Source organism: Alkalihalobacterium alkalinitrilicum (assembly GCF_002019605.1).
Classification (GTDB): Bacteria; Bacillota; Bacilli; order Bacillales; family Bacillaceae_F; genus Alkalihalobacterium; species Alkalihalobacterium alkalinitrilicum.
Genome location: NZ_KV917368.1, coordinates 1,028,997 through 1,045,834, shown reverse-complemented (window position 1 = coordinate 1,045,834; position 16,838 = coordinate 1,028,997). Strand labels below are relative to the sequence as shown.

Sequence of the window (16,838 nt, the reverse complement as noted above, 5' to 3'; positions counted from 1 at the left end):
TATCAAAAAACTTAAATAACTATAAAGGTTGTTGAATTCTTGACGACTCAAGTTACTCTTGGTTACACAATGTGCAACCCAGTGAAATCTTGATGTCTTTTCTAGTCATTATCCAGTTTTCAAAGAACCACTGACGAATGATAAGCGGCGGATTACTTCGTTGGCTGCGCTCTCTGCGTTGCTCATGTACACTTTAAACGTACATTCCGCTACTCGTGAGCTTGCCGCCTCGTACTCCTTGCTTCTAATTCGTCACTTAAATTAAAAATATATCAATTGAAAGAAGTAAATTCTTTCAAAACTGAACAAGGCAACTGACTTCAATTACAACTTGAACAGTCATCTAAGTTATACTTCTTGCAGCCTTGCATCGAGGAAGCTTACTTCGAAGCGTTGCTCGTAGACACAGATGCAAAAAGTAAATCAGAGAGTTTTGAGTTCTCTCAAAACTGAACAAAAAAGACCAAAGCGTACATACCGAAGTATGCATCGACTAGAGTAAATACTCCATAGAAAGGAGGTGATCCAGCCGCACCTTCCGATACGGCTACCTTGTTACGACTTCACCCCAATCATCTGTCCCACCTTAGGCGGCTGGCTCCAAAAGGTTACCCCACCGACTTCGGGTGTTACAAACTCTCGTGGTGTGACGGGCGGTGTGTACAAGGCCCGGGAACGTATTCACCGCGGCATGCTGATCCGCGATTACTAGCGATTCCGGCTTCATGTAGGCGAGTTGCAGCCTACAATCCGAACTGAGAATGGTTTTATGGGATTGGCTCGACCTCGCGGTTTCGCTGCCCTTTGTACCATCCATTGTAGCACGTGTGTAGCCCAGGTCATAAGGGGCATGATGATTTGACGTCATCCCCACCTTCCTCCGGTTTGTCACCGGCAGTCACCTTAGAGTGCCCAACTAAATGCTGGCAACTAAGATCAAGGGTTGCGCTCGTTGCGGGACTTAACCCAACATCTCACGACACGAGCTGACGACAACCATGCACCACCTGTCACCTTGTCCCCCGAAGGGGAACGCTCTATCTCTAGAGGTGTCAAGGGATGTCAAGACCTGGTAAGGTTCTTCGCGTTGCTTCGAATTAAACCACATGCTCCACCGCTTGTGCGGGCCCCCGTCAATTCCTTTGAGTTTCAGCCTTGCGGCCGTACTCCCCAGGCGGAGTGCTTAATGTGTTAACTTCGGCACTAAGGGCATCGAAACCCCTAACACCTAGCACTCATCGTTTACGGCGTGGACTACCAGGGTATCTAATCCTGTTTGCTCCCCACGCTTTCGCGCCTCAGCGTCAGTTACAGACCAGAGAGTCGCCTTCGCCACTGGTGTTCCTCCACATCTCTACGCATTTCACCGCTACACGTGGAATTCCACTCTCCTCTTCTGTACTCAAGTCTTCCAGTTTCCAATGACCCTCCACGGTTGAGCCGTGGGCTTTCACATCAGACTTAAAAGACCGCCTGCGCGCGCTTTACGCCCAATAATTCCGGACAACGCTTGCCACCTACGTATTACCGCGGCTGCTGGCACGTAGTTAGCCGTGGCTTTCTGGTTAGGTACCGTCAAGGTACCGCCCTATTCGAACGGTACTTGTTCTTCCCTAACAACAGAGCTTTACGACCCGAAGGCCTTCATCACTCACGCGGCGTTGCTCCGTCAGACTTTCGTCCATTGCGGAAGATTCCCTACTGCTGCCTCCCGTAGGAGTCTGGGCCGTGTCTCAGTCCCAGTGTGGCCGATCACCCTCTCAGGTCGGCTACGCATCGTCGCCTTGGTGAGCCATTACCTCACCAACTAGCTAATGCGCCGCGGGCCCATCCCGTAGTGTTAGAATTCCCAACTTTTACAATCACACCATGTGGTGTGATTGATTATCCGGTATTAGCTCCGGTTTCCCGAAGTTATCCCAGTCTACAGGGCAGGTTGCCCACGTGTTACTCACCCGTCCGCCGCTAACCTTTCAAGAGCAAGCTCTTGAAAGGTCCGCTCGACTTGCATGTATTAGGCACGCCGCCAGCGTTCGTCCTGAGCCAGGATCAAACTCTCCAATAAATTGAAAATAGCTTGATATAAGCTCACTGTCACAAACGTGACGTTTTTAAAACATTGACGAGATATCATGTATCTCATTATTTCGCTTGGCTTTTTGTTCAGTTTTCAAAGAACTTTGTTTGTCGTTGTTAGCGACTCTTACTATATTACCATAACATCTAATTCTATGCAACTGTTTTATTTTATTTAATTTAACTCTTTATTTTTTAAAGCAAAAGGCAATAAAGAAATTAAGTCTAAATAGAACAATGAATAGATTATGGTGGTTGATTACGTGTAATTTTTTCTTTGTTATCACGTCAGGTATATTAATTTATCATAAACGATTAGAAAACACAAGAAGAAAAAACATATAATTATTCAAACCAAGCTTAAAATCGAAAAGTGCAGATCTGTGCCAGCTGTTACCTAATCATTCAACTATAGGAATGCTTTGTTTACTTGATAGAATTGGATGTAGCTGATCGCTTCGTCTTCAAACTCAAAGATACATTTAATCACACCATTGTCTCGGTATAAAACTCTTCATTGACTACCACTAAATCAAAGAACGGTCCCGTCCTTGGTAAAATACTAGTACATGATCTCCAAACCAGTTAAGCAATCACAGTGTATCTTCTTGTTCAAGATGCGTCACTTTTATATTTCCCTCTTGAAAAAATACAAAACATTTATTTCTCATTTTGAAACTTCTAACCAACTCCTAGAGATTAAAATGTGATAATTTCATCCTACCATTTCAATAATTAAAATTTGAATACGTTTTGTCGTAGCAACACTATCTGCAAAAAAAATAAAGAACCTTCAATCCAAGTTAGATCAAAGGTTCTGTGTTTGATTTCATTACTATTCTATTATTTACTCGATTCTTTAAATAAGCTTTATTCATTAATATCTTGGTTTCTAGAACCAAAGAATTAACTAAAGACTGGCTCTTTTTCGACCTGCTCTTTTTCGCTTAGACCTAGTACTTGAGCTGTTGAACTATGAATTTCTTGCAAAAGTTCTGGGTTATCCATTAGTGATAAGTTATAAGAAGGAATCATTTCTTTAATTTTCGGTTCCCACTCATCTATTTGTTGAGGGAAACATTTTTTGATTACCTCGAGCATAACGTGAACAGCGGTTGAAGCTCCTGGAGAAGCCCCTAGCAATGCTGCGATCGAGCCGTCTTCGGCAGTAATCACTTCCGTACCAAATTGAAGTGTTCCTACTCCAGCTTCAGTATCTTTGATAACTTGTACACGTTGGCCTGCTACTACTAAATCCCAATCCTCACTTTTTGCATTAGGGATAAACTCACGTAACTCTTCCAGACGCTTTTCTTTTGATAACATCACTTGCTGAATCAAGTAATTTGTCAAAGGAACGTTTTTTGCGCCTGCCGCCAACATTGTTAAGAGATTATTCGGTTTTACTGAAGTTAACAAATCAAAGACTGAACCATATTTTAGGAACTTGGGTGAGAAACCAGCAAATGGTCCAAATAACAGTGATTTCTTATTGTCAATATATCTTGTGTCAAGATGCGGAACAGACATTGGTGGAGCACCAACCTTAGCTTTTCCGTATACTTTTGCATTATGCTGTTCTACAATATCTGGATTATTACATACCATAAATATTCCACTTACAGGGAATCCACCGATATGTTTCCCTTCAGAAATACCGGATTTTTGCAGTAAATGGAGGCTTCCTCCCCCTCCGCCGATAAAGACGAATTTTGCAGTATGGTTTTTAATATCACCAGTAGTGTCATCGTGCACTTTCACTGTCCACGTACCATCGCTATTACGTTTTATATTTTCAACATTATGTCTATAGTTTATATCAACATTTTTTCTATCTAAATGGTCAAACAAACTACGTGTTAAAGCGCCAAAGTTGACATCCGTTCCAGAGTCAATTTTTGTTGCTGCTATAGGTTCATTCGATGCACGGTCTTGCATAATAAGAGGAATCCATTCCATTAGTTTTTCAGGATCATCGGAAAATTCCATTCCGTGAAATAGAGGATTATTTGAAAGCGCTTCAAAACGTTTCTTTAAAAACGTTACATTTTGTTCCCCTTGTACTAAACTCATATGTGGCAATGGCATGATAAAGTCCTGTGGATTATTTATCAGCTTTCTGTTTATAAGATATGACCAAAACTGGATTGAAACTTGAAACTGTTCATTAATTTTTATAGCTTTACTAATATCTACAGATCCATCTTGCTTTTCATCTGTGTAATTAAGCTCACACAGTGCCGCGTGTCCTGTTCCTGCATTATTCCATTCGTTAGAGCTTTCTTCTCCTGCTTTTTCAAGCTTCTCAAACACTGTAATTTCCCATTCTGGTACCAATTCTTTCAAGATTGTGCCTAAAGTTGCACTCATGATTCCAGCGCCAATTAAAATGACATCTGATTTAGTTTCTCTGTTGCTCATTTTTATCCCCCTAAAAATTGCAGAAAAGAAGTAGTTGTCACACCAAGCTAAGGCGCGACCTAGTCACACACCTTTTCTGGCTTTACTATAACCCTATCATGATGTATTACAATTATTTATAGATTGATATATAGATTAATATATCTACTATTATATGATAATTATGAGTTATTTAAAAGATGGTAAAATGAGAAGTCCATCTACTAGGCCTAGCAACACACAAACTGCAAAGCTTTAATTTAGCTTTTTACAAGGCTTAAGGCTTTGATTTGCCGTTACCTTCTTTACCGCCACTCTCTAATTTTCTCCTCACGTTACTTGAAAAAGAGAATTTACTATTTCTATTAATCTTTCTATGGACCTTCTTTAGAATTTGTTTTTTACTATTAAATAAATAAACTGCTTTTTCGTAGCTATATTAACTGTCACTTCATAGAAGTCATCTAAGCTACACCCTCTATAATATGTATACCGATAAAACTATATATAACTTCTAAGTATAAATCTTAGCATAAAAACCAAATTTTGTTGTGATTTTTTTATCCCTTTTGTAAAAAAGAGTAGCTGTGTAACAATCACAACCTTATTTTATATTAAAGTATCGTTAGTTTAGGTACATGCATTTATTTCAATGTTATATTGATGACCACTTGCCGAGTATCAGAATCAAAACAGAAGTATTTTATGTAATTCTATATCTTCACCGACTTTATACCTGTCTAATTCGCATCTGGGTGGTCAAGAAATCAGGGGATCGAACCATTTTAATCCAACCTTCTACGTTACAAGTCCTTCATTTACTTTGTTCCTTTTTATTATCATTTCCCATCCACGTTTCTCTTTCCAATTTCATATTAATGGAGTCGATCCATTTTTCATCAAATTCTAACTCATTATGATCAAGACTCTCTATAGTTAATCCAATGTTTTCATAAACTTTCTTTGCTCTAGTATTAAATGCAAACACACTTAAGGTAAGTTGGTTGAAATTCGTATTCTTAAATACATAATCGACCATTAGTTGAGTCGCCTCCGTACCTAATCCTCGGTTTCTCCCCCATGGCCCAATGAGTATTAATCACCTCAGTATCCGTTAAACATTCTTTTATATAAGGGAAATCTTTATCTACTTTAAAAGGTCTTAGTAAAACCTTCTCACCCGATAATGTCGGTTTATGTCTCAAGTCTATCATTAGTCACACTCCGTTATGCTTATATTCTTTTTTACCCCCCTACAACTGGTAGTGTTACCCCCACTTCTTGTTGCTAACTAAATAACTCACTTTGGATTACAGACGCTCCTTTTTTACGTTATAATTTTTTTTATTAAGATACATGACCGAAAAGAAAATCGTTCTTGCTTTTATATAAGAACGCCATATGATATTGGTAGCGGTATGTTAGTTCAATTAATATTATATAAGTATATAAGGGGAAACCCTAAAAAATTATAAGCAAAGTTACCTTAAGCTAACACCGTGTTAAATAAAACAAAACCTTCCACATGTTTATGGAAGGTTTTTCGGCATTCACTTATTTCTAAATCTTTCTAGACATCTTACGCGTATGCAGTTCACAATTTTTGATTTCGTTTATTTTTGCTTTTACGGTTTTCAAAACGCTTAATCGCATCTTCGAAACTACCACTTAAGACACACAACACCTGTGATCTGTTCTCAACTTGAAGACTGGCCTCTAAATCGTTTTCGAGAGTAGTATTTAAAATTTCCTTTGTTAGTTTCAAACCGAGAGGCGATTTTTCCACCATTAAATTCGCCATTTCAAGGGCAATCGAAAGAGTCTCACCCTCAGCAGTTAATCTTAATACTAAACCGATTTGCATGGCCTCTTCAGCTTTTACTTCGCGCCCAGTTAACAGCAATTCAGAAGCTCTAGACATACCGACTAACCGAGGTAAAAAATAGCTAGCCCCCAACTCACCACCTGAAAGTCCTACATTTAACCGATACTCAGGATAAAAAATAACATAATATATGTATATTAATCATCAATTAGATTAGCGTTTCTTATCTATTATACAGAATAGTCAGATAAATCAAAAGTATCTAATCCTATTATTTTGGGTATATTTAACTCAGTTTTTTTCACAAATAATAGATTGATTGTCTACTTCAACATGCTCACACTTTTGAAATTAATAACGTGAAATTTCATTCAGGAGGGGTTTTCTTCATCACTCACTGATTCTTAGTTGTGGCCCACACGAGGTGGGTCACACAAACTTAGTTTCTTTAATGTTGATTCTTGAAGTGGGATTTTTAGCGCCAGTTAAAACGGGATGAAAAACATATCAACTTATCTCAAATTGTTCTGCTTCTTTCAGTTTTACGACTTTATTCTTTAAATGAATATGAATGAAGACAGAACCAATTCCACCAACCATACATGCGGCAATAGATAAGAATAGAGCTAACATATAATTCCCATCTAATTCGACTAAGTAACCTGTTATCATCGGGGAGATAAGTTGTCCAATGCCAAAGAATACAGTGATAAAGCCCATAGCTGCTGGGTTTTTTTCAGGTACGATTAAATCTCCCATACTTGCTGTTAGGATGGTCGGTACTCCCCATAAGGTTAACCCGTACAAGACGACTAAAATAAAAACAACGCCATAAGAGGTCACATAAATTAACCCTAATAAGACAATGGTTTGAATAAAGAAAACAAAAGAAAGTGCTATCATTCTACCGAAACGATCCGAAACTGTTCCCCAAATAAACCCACTGATGATACTAGCGACCCCACCGACCGAAAATAGAAAACCAGCAATTTCATTAGAAAAAGATAAATCGTTAATGAAATAATCAACTAAGAACGTCGAATAAATTAAATAACTAAAGCCGAATATAAAATAAACGCTTCCTATCGCCCAAACGAGCTTATTCCCATAAACGATGTTCGATTTTTCGTACCCATTTCTACTACTCTCTTCAATACTTTTTGGGTCATTATCACCAAGAGGCTTTTCGTTGATGTCATCTGGACTATTTTTCAGCATTAATCCAATAAATAATATGATAATAAATATAAAAGCAGCGATGATAAACCAACTTAAACGCCATCCTGTATCACCGTAAGCTCTAACCAGAAATGGCACAGATATTCCACTGAATACCATTCCTGCTCCCCCGCCTGCCATAGCAATTCCGACTGCCATGCCTCTCTTCGATTGGTGGAACCATCTACGAACAAGTTCCAATGAAGGGATAAATGTACCTCCTGAAGCATATCCCATAAAGAAACAAGCGGTGAAAACAACCCAAAAGTGATTTGAACTACCAATAATCATAATGGAAACGATAATTAATGATAAAAAAATAATTATCGTTTTCTTAGCATTGAAGCGTTTGACAATAGAACTAACATTAATTACCCCAACTAGGTAACCTATAAAAATAGAGGAAGTCAAGAATCCAGCTTGTTGATAAGTTAAGTTTAACCCTTCTCTCATAAAAGGAAAGATTGCTCCAAAAGAGAAACGCGCAAACCCTTGACAAGCTAATATACTTAGTAACACTAAGAACAGCATGAGCCATCCTTTATGAGATATTGACTTCATGGTTCATTCACCACCCCAAAAAATACAAAATTAATTAATTCACCACCAAGATAATAATGAATATTTTTAGATGGACCCTTACAAGTCTGATAAAGGGAAACTTCCATTAGTGAGGATTTCCTCTTCCCCGACTGATGGTTAGTTGAGGCTCACATGCGATTGTGGGTCATACAAACGTTTCCACTAGACGTGGCCCATTTACTCTGTGTTCATTTAGTTGTTACTGGTAGCTTATCCCCCACTTATCTATATCCTTTTACTCGAAGTCTTGAATGAAGTAATGGTACTGCCAGTTATTGAAGGATAGAACAGTATGACTAATCGATTTTAACTATTTCTGTGTATAGCTTACTTTTGAAATTGAGGTTTGTCAATTTAGTATTTTGAAAATTCACTTAACACATCTTCTTACCTAATTTCATTTCCATGATAAAATGCTAAATAAAGTGAAACTTCATTCAGTAGTAGTTTTATTCATCACATACTGAATGTAGTTGGGCCCTCACGAGTTGGGTCATACAGACGTTGCCACAAAACGTTGCGAACTTAGTCTGTGGTCTTTTAAGCATTTACTTAGTCTTAATAGTTGCCTCAAAGCCCTGAAGTGGGAGTCTTAGCTCCAGTTAAACGGAAAAATTAATTTACTCAATTTTTCAACTGAAAGTTCTAGCTGTAATTTCCTCCTTCACCACCCTACCATATAATTCAATAATTAAATGTAATTTATTCTACCAAGTAATAATTTTCAATTCATAGAAAAGGAAACCAACAAAAATGGGTTATCTTTTCATATAGTTAGTGCATGGAGTCATTAGAAACAGATCTTATTACAAAAACTGATATTATATTATCTGGTCTATAGAGTACACTAAGAAAACATACTTTTTATAACTTTAAACATAAAGTGAAACTTCCATCAGTGAGGGGGTTTCTTCTCCTCTACCCACTGATGGTTAGTTGAGGCCCACACGATGTGGGTCACAGAAGAAGTTGCCACAGAACTTGGAGCATTTAGTCTGTATTCATTAAGCTTTACTCGAAATTTATCCCTCACTTAACCTTCTTTAATTCCTCGAAGTCTTGACGCGGGGTATTACTCCCGGTTGTTGCGTTGCGGGATAAAAAGGAAAAAGTTTTTTTATTTTATTACGTGTATGTACTGTGTTGATAGCAATAAAATGGGTTGAAAGGATTCAGATATGATAACAGATATGCAATTGGTCTTTTTGATTTTACTCATTACTACGATCTGTTTTTTAATCCCTCGTTTTAGAGCAGACTTAGTTGCGATTAGTTCATTATTAGCTCTGTTGTTAACAGGGATAATAGATGTTGCAGAGGCATTTGCTGGCTTTTCGAATAGCGTAGTAATCATGGTTGCAGCTTTATTTATTGTTGGTGCTGGTGTCTTTCAGAGTGGATTAGCTCAAAAAGCAGGAGACTTATTAGTTAAGAGCACAGGAAATAGTGAATGGAAATTAACGATTTTTATGCTTGTTTTAGTTGCGGTTTTGAGTGGTTTTATTAGTAATACAGGGACGGTCGCTATTCTGCTTCCTATTGTTGTAAGTCTGTCTAGGCAAATGCAGCTACATCCTGGAAAGCTTTTAATTCCTTTAGCTTTTGCTAGTAGCATGGGTGGAGCCTTGACTTTAATTGGTACAGCGCCGAATTTAATCGCAAGTCAAAGTTTACATGATGCGGGTTATGACACACTATCTTTTTTTTCATTCACACCAATCGGTTTGGTTATGCTGCTAGCTGGTATTATTTACTTATGGTTTATCGGTCGTAAAATGTTAGACAAACCTGCAGAAAACAAAACGGGAGCCTCAGAAAAATTTGATGCAACAGAGTTGGTTGAACAATACGAAGCTTCAAATTTAATTTTTACTGTGAAAGTTCCAGAAGAAAGTCGTATTATTGGGAAAAAAATTAAACAGCTACAATTGCCAAGTACATATAATATTTCGGTGTTAGAATTAATAAAAGGAGAAACCAAGACCCTTCTAGGGATTAATGGACGTACACTTTCTCAACGAATTACTGTGGAGCCTAGCTATGTAGTCGAATCTGGGGATACTTTTCTTGTTTATGGTACCGAAGAAGCTGTTGAAAAATTAATAGCAGATACAGATCTAACTCTGCAAAAAGATGATCCAATGAAATTAGAGGAATCTCATTTAGCCGAGGTCATTTTAACGCCTCAATCAAGATTACTCAATCAGACGATTAAACAAGTTAAATTTAGAGAGAAATACGGCTTAACCGTTTTAGCGATGAAACATCAATTTAGAGCGCCGAAAAAGGCAACAGCCGATGAAAAGTTACTATATGGAGACTCAATCCTCGTTCATGGTAAATGGAAAGATATCAATCTTCTCTCCGCTGAAAAGAATGACACCGTTGTTTTGAAGTCGTCCGCCGAAGATACAGACCCAGCCAATACTACAAAGAAAAGCTGGCTAGCAGGGATCATCCTTTTTGGCATGTTACTTGCGATGGTATTTGAATGGGTACCTGCAGTGGTAGCAATTGTAGTGGCTGCGGTGCTCATGATTTTCACAGGATGTATTAGACAAACCGATCAAGCATACCAAGCCATAAACTGGCAAACCGTCATCCTAATCGCCTGTATGCTCCCTATGGCTACTGCTTTAGAAAACACAGGGGGTGTCATCTTTATGTCTAAAGGGCTCATCCAAAGTTTAGGAGCGATTGGACCGGTTGCAGTTCTCGCTGGACTCTATGTTATTACGTCTATATTCAGCCAATTTATAAGTAATACTGCAACTGCCGTTTTATTATTTCCAGTTGCTATTTTAACGGCCGAGCAAATGGGAGTAAATCCATTTCCGATGGTGATGGCCGTTGCTTTTTCATCAAGTATGGCCTTTGCTACACCTGTAGCTACCCCTCCGAACGCAATGGTGATGGCAGCAGGAAAGTACACATTTCTCGATTTCGTCCGTGTCGGCATTCCTTTACAACTACTCATCGCCCTAATTGCTATTGTATTACTGCCATTGTTTTTCCCGTTTTAATTTTTTTAAAAGAACGCCACAATAAAAGACCTCACTATTTTGATGGTAGTGAGGTCTTCAGAAAAAGGTCCTAAAGACCTGACTAACTGTTTCATTTTAGATCCTACTACAGTTTCATACTAACGCCTCATTAGTAAAATAACCAATTTTAGATACTATTTTTGCCGTATAATTCTTATATTACACCCAATGTTAATTCTTCTTTTTTTCCTCCCAAAGATGTATACGTTCTTCATGACTAACTTTTTTATGTACTTGATGCAGCATCCATATATAACCAAAGGGATCCATGAATATGGCGTTCGATACTCCGTAGTCAGGAATTTCAGTCACTGGTTGCACCTCTGTAGAACCTAAATCCATCGCCTTTGCATAAGTGTCCTTAATGTCTGGGACAGTAACATTAACCCAACTAGTTTTAGGATCGTCAGGATTTGGTGCGATCAAATGGAATTCTGGGTTTTCATCTAACAAATGAAAGCGAACGTCGTATAGGGTAAAAACTACCTCATTTTCACCACGAGGAAAGTTAGAAACCTCCACACGCTCAATATCAAATATACTTTCGTATAATTCCAATGCTTTTAAGCTATCTTTCACAACCATATCAATTTCTATTCCAACCATAATGAACACACTCCTTTTAAAAGTTAATAATGCGAAAGTTGATTCAGTAGGGGTTTCTTCATCACCCCCTGCATCTTAGTTAAACAACCTTTTTCAATTAAATACCCCTGCCTCCAATCAATTTTTAATCTGCGCTAAGTATCAGCTCTTTTTGTGTGGGGTTTTCACTTTAAAAGAGTCAAACTCAACGGGCCGTATTAAATTCCCTTTAAACTCCAACTCTTTTTCTTTACCATGTTCATCAATTTCCACTCCTCCACCGCTCGACGGAATGACTATATAAGGAGTGATTGTCAACTCAGTAACATTAGAATCGACGGGATCAAATTGCTTATTACTCTTGAACTCTATTCGATCTTTAACCCGTTCACCTGATGCTCCACCTGATCGACCTGTAATTTCATTTCCATCTTGATCAACTACCAAAAATTCAATATTTCCACCGCGACTTAGTTCAAAATCTGTTTCCTCTTCAGAACTCTTATAAGCTATACTTACACCTGTTTCACTAAAAGACATTCCTGTTACAGTCAGGTTCAAGCCATCCACCCACTGTGAATGTTGAACGTCAATTTTTTGACTATCGGTTATTTTTTCAACTAGAGTCGAAAAATACCATGTTTCTCCATCTTTCCCATGTAACATTAATCCTAATACGAACTCCTCGGGTATATCTTCGGTCACATTTATTTCTTGAATGGCCGTCCTGGTTGTTGGCGAAAGAGTTTCTTCTCCGTAACTCCCACTGGAACTTGCAGGGAATTTCCCATTTATCGTAAAATCCATGCCAGCGCCAAAATAAAATTGTTCTAATTCCTTATCCGATTCAATAACAAGACCGATCGTAATATTATTTTGATCATATAATATTTCATCCAGCGTAACAGAAATACCATTAACTGTCTGAGTTTCACCAATTTCATTCGTTAACCCGCTTTTTTGCGCCTGTTTCAAACCGATTAAATCCGAATTTCCGAAAACCGAACCGATAATCGGTATTTGCGACAAACTGCTTGCCAAAGCTGGAGAATAGTAAGAGGAGCCAACTAATATTCCAAAAACAGCGGCCGCACTGCACAAAGTATAGATGATTTTTCTTTTCCTATTGTTCTCTTTTAATCGCGGCATTTCTAGTTGCTCTTTAGCTTGACCGATTCCCGAACGAATCGCTGAACGAACTTGGGATTGTGGAAATTCCCCGAAAGGATCATGTGATTTTTTCATTTAATGATAGCTCCTTTCTAACTCAATTTTCAATTTTTTCCTCGCTCTACGTAAATTCGTTTTCACTGTACCGATTGGCTTCTCCATAATCTCAGAAATATCGTTAATAGACAGATCATGATAGTAAAATAAGACAATTGTAGTTTGATAGGACGAGTCCAGCCTCGATAATGCCCGCTTAAATGAAACGAATCGACCACAGTGTCTTGCTTGCGGTCTAATCTCTTCAACAATTCGCTTTCCTCATATGGAATCATTTGGTCTCGTTCTCTTAACAGCCTATAACATTCACGTATTAAAATTCTAAACAGCCAAGTTGAAAAATACTCTGGATGTCGCAATTGCCATATGGCAAGGAATGCTTTGTACGCCGTTTCCTGAATAGCATCCAACGCTTCTTCTTTTTTACCTACATAAGAAAGCGCCTTGTAATATAACATTTTTTCTTTTTTAAAAAGCAATTCTTCAAAAGCTTCGGCGTCTCCATTAATCGCCTTTTTCACAGTATGTAGATCATGTTTCATCGTGGTATCACTCCCTCCTCTCAACTATTTAGAGTGATGTAGACAAACAAAAGGTTTCAACTTTTTCATTTTCCCTAAATTATTTTTGAATTTTTATTTGGCGGACATGGATGATTCGATGGGCACTTCCATGCTTAGGAACAACATGGTGAAGAGCGAAATGAGGAAGGTGTTGCTTTTAAACGAACCGAGCGGCCGCTATTTGATAGCTAGCGTTTTGTTCACCTATTTTTATTCATTGCGAGGCTGGATTACATCTAAAAACGTGCTAAAATTGTTTAATTTCATCTATATGGATTATCGTAATTTTGTTATCTAGTTTGAAGCTGGTACGAGGCTTCCGAGATTAATCAAACCAAACATATTCTAACTTCCTTTGTATTTTATTATTTCGTTCCGATATAGTTTGTAATTCTTCCGTCGATACCCTAAGTACCCGTCTCCATTAACTTAGCAAGTCTAATGCAATACCAGAGAGCCTATCTCTTATAACTAATTGAACTTTTCTTGCTCTTTCATTAATCTGTTGTAAATCTTCTGTTTGTATTTCCCAAGATAATTTGGTTTCATTTTCTAATCTTTTTACTTGTTCCTCAATCAACAGCGAATGCTTTTCATAGATCTTTATAGCAACTTTTTCATCATCAAATTCCTCTGGTAATTTATAGTTTAACCTGTAAAACCATTCTTGAAATTCCTTTTTCCCATATTTATTAAATTGCTTTTCTAAAATAATCATTATCTCCTCGACAAATTCCCTAGAAAAGCCCAACTCATACATCTTGTTTTTGATGTTATCCAAAGTAATATTTATTAATAAGTTCCGATCCCTAAAACCAAATAGTTTCTTAATCATAATTTCCCCCTAAAAAACCTTCGTTTCGTTTGCTCATTAGCACAAATATTAAAATTAATGTTAGTATTTCCTTTTCATTTCCTTCTTTCTGTTCTTAATGAAGAATCATTAACATTAAGTTTATTCTTTAAATGATAATCCTTCTTCTTCTAATAAAGTTCTCATAATAGGTAAGGAAGCTGGTCCTATACCATGAATTTTTAAAATTTCTTTTTCAGTGTACTTTGATAGTTCTTTCAAGGTGTCGATCCCTTCGTGAACCAATGCATTTCTTGCAGGTGAACTGAGTTTCGAAAGGAAGCCACTTTTAGGCTTATTCTCTTTATCACAGGTAGGACAACTTGAACACTCACTACTTTTGTAATACTTATGTCCCTTTTCACAAACCCTTAAATTTTTTTCTGCTGTCAAAATAATTCCTCCAAACAAATTCAATATTTACATATTATATATAATGTATATTAGTTGTACAAACTCGCCAAAAACTATGTAGGTCCCTATTCAACATTCTTGTTCATTAGTACAAATACTTCCAAAGAAAAGCTTCTCTCACCAACCAAAAGATATGGTAAGTTAATGGCTATTAAAACGACTCCGATCATTAATAATAATAGGACTTATGATTTAAACCTACCTGGGTTTTCAATTCTAATAGAATGAACCTCTCCACACTTCAAACAAAACGTGTAAATTTTATTAGAGCCCATTGAAAACTTCTTATTTAAAGGTTTAACAGGCATAAAATCAGTTCCTTCTGCGAATTCAGTCCCATCACACTTTTGGCATTGAGCTTCTTTCAACTTCATCCATTCCTTTGTTTCCTATAAGAATATACGGTTTGAGAACTAAATAGTTCCATCTATTTTACATTTTTCTTTTCCATTTATGCTTTTTGAAAAACTCATTAGTAAAAAACATTATAAAGTGAAATCCATTTAGTAGGGTTTTTCTTCACCACTAACAATAACATTTTCTGAAAATTCACATGACCTTTCATGGACAGGAAATTAATGATAAATTAAGCACTGTTATAACAACAAAAATAAGCGTACTTAATCATATGATTTAGTACGCTATTTCTATTGTTATTTATGAATTTCTGTGAGAAACCTGAAACCATTTGCTTTTTTATCGTTAACACATTAGGGGACCCAACCATTCATAACATCACATGTTATTACAATTTATGCTCTTTTGATCAATCAATACTACCGATTAACAATTGTGATTGATTTTGAAAGCCTGAGACGTGATGTTTGTTCGTTCCGCAGGTTAATTGTAATTCCTCTACTATTTCTTTAAATTACACTACCCTACATCCCGATACAATTGATTGACTCTACAAAATAAACCTATTAAATGTTGATTACCCATTTTCCTTGGAATTTTTGCCTCTACTAATTGTCAGAAATAATAAATATTACTCACCTAACAAATTTAGATTACATTGGTTTACGTTATCCCCTTCTTTTAACGGAACCAACATAAATGGCTGAGCCTCCTAGTGTGTTAACATTTATTTTGTATCTCTTTCTATTTAGATTATAACATACTTACTACACTTCAATTTTGAACGCTTTTTGAACTTTCTAAATATTTTCTGTGTCCTAAACTGATCGTACACATTTTCTTAGCCTTATAGTTTACAACCACAATATTTACAATCCAAAAAAAAGGACAACCCAAATGATTGTCCTCTATGCCTAACGACGTCTTCTTTAATATGGGATGGTTGCACGTTGTTTCTCCTAGATGCACTTCATATCGTTCTAACGAAAAAAAGGTGGCCTCTTTGAATCATATTGATCCTAACCGCCTGTAGATTACTTATGGTTTACCCACAAAAAAAGCACAACCCATATGGATTGTGCCTGGTGCCTAGCGACGTCCTACTCTCACAGGGGGAAACCCCCAACTACCATCGGCGCTGAAGAGCTTAACTTCCGTGTTCGGCATGGGAACGGGTGTGACCTCTTCGCTATCGCCACTAGACTTATAAAATTGTGATAAGCTTCGCATTTCTTCGTTGGCTGCGCTCCCTGCGTTGCTCATGTACCCTTCAAACGTACATTCCGCTACTCGTGAACTTGCCGCCTCGAACTACTCGCTTCTAACAATTTTCTATTTCGATAAGCTTCGCATTTCTACGATGCTTATGATGGAGAGTCATTCTCTCAAAACTGGATAATGTACTAGAAGAATTTCAACGCTTTATGTTTGTCTAGCTTCAATGCCTAGATTTTTGTGTCATTTCGCTTCTTCAGTTGAAGTGTCATCACTTCGCCTTCTGAAGCTCCAATGCACGGCAAATCTGACCAAGGCATTTCAGCTTTTCTATTTGGATAAGCCCTCGACCGATTAGTATCTCTCAGCTCCACGTGTCGCCACGCTTCCACCCGAGACCTATCAACCTCATCATCTCTAAGGGGTCTTACTTACTTAACGTAATGGGAAATCTTATCTTGAGGGGGGCTTCACGCTTA

At 37.5% G+C, this 16,838-nt stretch carries 11 protein-coding genes, 2 rRNA genes and 1 pseudogene; 1 reads left to right on the top strand and 13 read right to left on the bottom strand.

Annotated features, from left to right (window positions below; all coding sequences use genetic code 11):
• Positions 1-513: 513 nt before the first annotated feature.
• From BK574_RS04960 to BK574_RS04940, 5 genes are all read right to left on the bottom strand, one after another.
• Positions 514-2,065, bottom strand: a 16S ribosomal RNA gene (locus BK574_RS04960).
• 917 nt (positions 2,066-2,982) lie between these two features.
• On the bottom strand, positions 2,983-4,497 hold the full coding sequence (locus BK574_RS04955) for a malate:quinone oxidoreductase (protein ID WP_078427759.1): 1,515 nt from the start codon (positions 4,495-4,497) through the stop codon (positions 2,983-2,985).
• 793 nt (positions 4,498-5,290) lie between these two features.
• Positions 5,291-5,515, bottom strand: coding sequence for a GNAT family N-acetyltransferase (locus BK574_RS28305; protein ID WP_238457957.1), 225 nt, complete (start codon positions 5,513-5,515; stop codon positions 5,291-5,293).
• 555 nt (positions 5,516-6,070) lie between these two features.
• Entirely contained in the window at positions 6,071-6,433 is a 363-nt protein-coding gene (locus BK574_RS04945; protein ID WP_078427758.1) for an enoyl-CoA hydratase/isomerase family protein, read from the bottom strand.
• Positions 6,434-6,808: 375 nt separating this feature from the next.
• Positions 6,809-8,080, bottom strand: a complete 1,272-nt coding sequence (locus BK574_RS04940; RefSeq protein WP_078427757.1) for an MFS transporter — start codon at positions 8,078-8,080, stop codon at positions 6,809-6,811.
• 1,199 nt (positions 8,081-9,279) lie between these two features.
• Here BK574_RS04940 and BK574_RS04935 point away from each other — a divergent pair.
• On the top strand, positions 9,280-11,124 hold the full coding sequence (locus BK574_RS04935) for an SLC13 family permease (RefSeq protein ID WP_078427756.1): 1,845 nt from the start codon (positions 9,280-9,282) through the stop codon (positions 11,122-11,124).
• A gap of 192 nt (positions 11,125-11,316) precedes the next feature.
• Here BK574_RS04935 and BK574_RS04930 read toward each other — a convergent pair whose 3' ends face one another.
• The 8 genes and pseudogenes from BK574_RS04930 to BK574_RS28065 all read right to left on the bottom strand — a co-directional run bounded on the left by BK574_RS04930 (position 11,317) and on the right by BK574_RS28065 (position 16,733).
• The gene (locus BK574_RS04930) at positions 11,317-11,751 is read right to left on the bottom strand and encodes a VOC family protein (RefSeq protein ID WP_078427755.1); all 435 of its coding nucleotides are present in this window, start codon (positions 11,749-11,751) and stop codon (positions 11,317-11,319) included.
• A gap of 141 nt (positions 11,752-11,892) precedes the next feature.
• Complete coding sequence (locus BK574_RS04925; protein ID WP_078427754.1) at positions 11,893-12,975, bottom strand: DUF4179 domain-containing protein; 1,083 nt, start codon at positions 12,973-12,975, stop codon at positions 11,893-11,895.
• Positions 12,976-13,113 carry a sigma factor-like helix-turn-helix DNA-binding protein gene (locus BK574_RS28300; RefSeq protein ID WP_238458116.1) on the bottom strand — a complete coding sequence of 46 codons (138 nt, stop codon included), beginning with the start codon at positions 13,111-13,113 and terminating at the stop codon, positions 12,976-12,978.
• 182 nt (positions 13,114-13,295) lie between these two features.
• Positions 13,296-13,415 (bottom strand): annotated as a pseudogene (locus BK574_RS28295) (sigma-70 family RNA polymerase sigma factor); the annotation flags it as partial.
• 529 nt (positions 13,416-13,944) lie between these two features.
• On the bottom strand, positions 13,945-14,355 hold the full coding sequence (locus tag BK574_RS04915) for a hypothetical protein (protein ID WP_078427753.1): 411 nt from the start codon (positions 14,353-14,355) through the stop codon (positions 13,945-13,947).
• A 120-nt stretch (positions 14,356-14,475) separates the two neighbouring features.
• On the bottom strand, positions 14,476-14,766 hold the full coding sequence (locus BK574_RS04910) for an RNA polymerase alpha subunit C-terminal domain-containing protein (protein ID WP_078427752.1): 291 nt from the start codon (positions 14,764-14,766) through the stop codon (positions 14,476-14,478).
• A 1,465-nt stretch (positions 14,767-16,231) separates the two neighbouring features.
• Positions 16,232-16,347: ribosomal RNA gene (rrf, locus tag BK574_RS04900) — 5S ribosomal RNA — on the bottom strand.
• Between the two features lie 242 nt (positions 16,348-16,589).
• Entirely contained in the window at positions 16,590-16,733 is a 144-nt protein-coding gene (locus BK574_RS28065) for a hypothetical protein (RefSeq protein ID WP_218970537.1), read from the bottom strand.
• Positions 16,734-16,838: the final 105 nt, after the last annotated feature.